The organism is Mycobacterium sp. UM_Kg27, from assembly GCF_000972905.1.
Classification (GTDB): domain Bacteria; phylum Actinomycetota; class Actinomycetes; order Mycobacteriales; family Mycobacteriaceae; genus Mycobacterium.
The window spans coordinates 1-506 of the sequence record NZ_JRMM01000322.1; the positions used below are offsets into that span (position 1 = coordinate 1).

Here is a 506-nt window from a genome sequence, read left to right on the forward strand (position 1 = left end):
GGTAACGCCGGTGCCGGTGGCGCCGGTGGTAGCTCGGGCGCGACCAACGCCGCCAGTGGCACCAATGGTTCGGCCGGTAAGGGCGGTAATGGTGGCGCCGGTGGGTCCGGGTATGACGCGGCTACGGATGCGACTGCTGCGGCAGGTACCTCGGGTGGCAATGGTGGTGTCGGTGGTAACGCCGGCCATGGTGGTCTGCAGGTCGGTGGCGGCCACGCCGCTGATGGCACGGCCGGTGTCGGTGGCAATGGTGGTGGCGGTAAGGACGGTGCCGCGGGTGCGGCCAGTCATACCGCCGGTGTGGCCGGCGGTGATGGTCAGGATGGTGGCGCCGGTGGTAACGGTGGCCAGGGTGGCCTGAACACCAACGGCAGTCATGCTGCGCAGGGCAATGGTGGTGCCGGTGGTGCCGGTGGCAAGGGTGGTGCCGGGTTTGACGCGGTCGCTGAGGGCGCGGGTGCTGGTGTCTCGGGCACCAATGGTGGTGCCGGTGGTGATGGTGGTGC

Annotated in this window: 1 pseudogene; it reads left to right on the plus strand. The window is 69.8% G+C overall.

From position 1 onward, the window contains the following. A pseudogene (locus LI94_RS24155) lies at nucleotides 1-506 on the plus strand (hypothetical protein); the annotation flags it as partial.